The organism is Altererythrobacter sp. (assembly GCF_050299635.1).
Classification (GTDB): Bacteria; Pseudomonadota; Alphaproteobacteria; order Sphingomonadales; family Sphingomonadaceae; genus Erythrobacter.
On sequence record NZ_JBNKWF010000062.1, the window covers coordinates 1 to 909 of the forward strand.

At 50.4% G+C, this 909-nt stretch carries 3 tRNA genes and 1 rRNA gene; all 4 read left to right on the top strand.

Annotation, left to right across the window (positions count from 1 at the left end):
- A 16S ribosomal RNA gene (locus ACQY6C_RS14795) occupies positions 1-324 on the top strand; the annotation flags it as partial.
- Between the two features lie 95 nt (positions 325-419).
- Positions 420-496, top strand: a tRNA-Ile gene (locus ACQY6C_RS14800).
- 139 nt (positions 497-635) lie between these two features.
- Positions 636-711 (top strand) — tRNA-Ala (locus tag ACQY6C_RS14805).
- Between the two features lie 20 nt (positions 712-731).
- Positions 732-808 (top strand) — tRNA-Ile (locus tag ACQY6C_RS14810).
- Positions 809-909: the final 101 nt, after the last annotated feature.

Consider the following 909-nt stretch of genomic DNA (forward strand, 5'->3'; position numbering starts at 1 on the left):
GGGCTACACACGTGCTACAATGGGCAGTACAGAGGGTCGCGAACCCGCGAGGGGGAGCGAATCCCTTAAAGCTGTTCGTAGTCCGGATTGGAGTCTGCAACTCGACTCCATGAAGTCGGAATCGCTAGTAATCGCAGATCAGAACTGCTGCGGTGAATACGTTCCCGGGCCTTGTACACACCGCCCGTCACACCATGGGAGTGGGTTGCACCAGAAGTGGCTAGTCTAACCTTCGGGAGGACGGTCACCACGGTGTGATTCATGACTGGGGTGAAGTCGTAACAAGGTAGCCGTAGGGGAACCTGCGGCTGGATCACCTCCTTAAACGATATCTTCTGGCTGTTTCAGTTCAGCGTTCACAACAAATTACTTGATTGGTGAGTAGAGAGCTTGGATTTGGGTCCTGGACCCATGAAATTGGGTCTGTAGCTCAGGTGGTTAGAGCGCACCCCTGATAAGGGTGAGGTCGGTGGTTCAAGTCCACCCAGACCCACCAGAATTGCGTATTTCGGCGTTATCAAGTGACTTGCATAGCAGGCTATGCGGCGCCCCTTGATGCCTTGATCTACACAATTCTACGAATTTCCTTTTTGGTTGAAAGAGTAAAAAGGAAGTTTGATGGTAATAGCTTAAATGGGGCTATAGCTCAGCTGGGAGAGCGCCTGCCTTGCACGCAGGAGGTCAGCAGTTCGATCCTGCTTAGCTCCACCATTTGACTTACAGTACACAGTAGGTCTGTAGCTCAGCTGGTTAGAGCGCACCCCTGATAAGGGTGAGGTCGGTAGTTCAAGTCTACTCAGACCTACCAAATTTCGATTTACTCTGCGTTGTTTGTCGATTCGTTTATTGAAAAATAAACGTCATCACCAAACGCCTGGATTAAATGCGAAATGACACAGTCATCGAAAG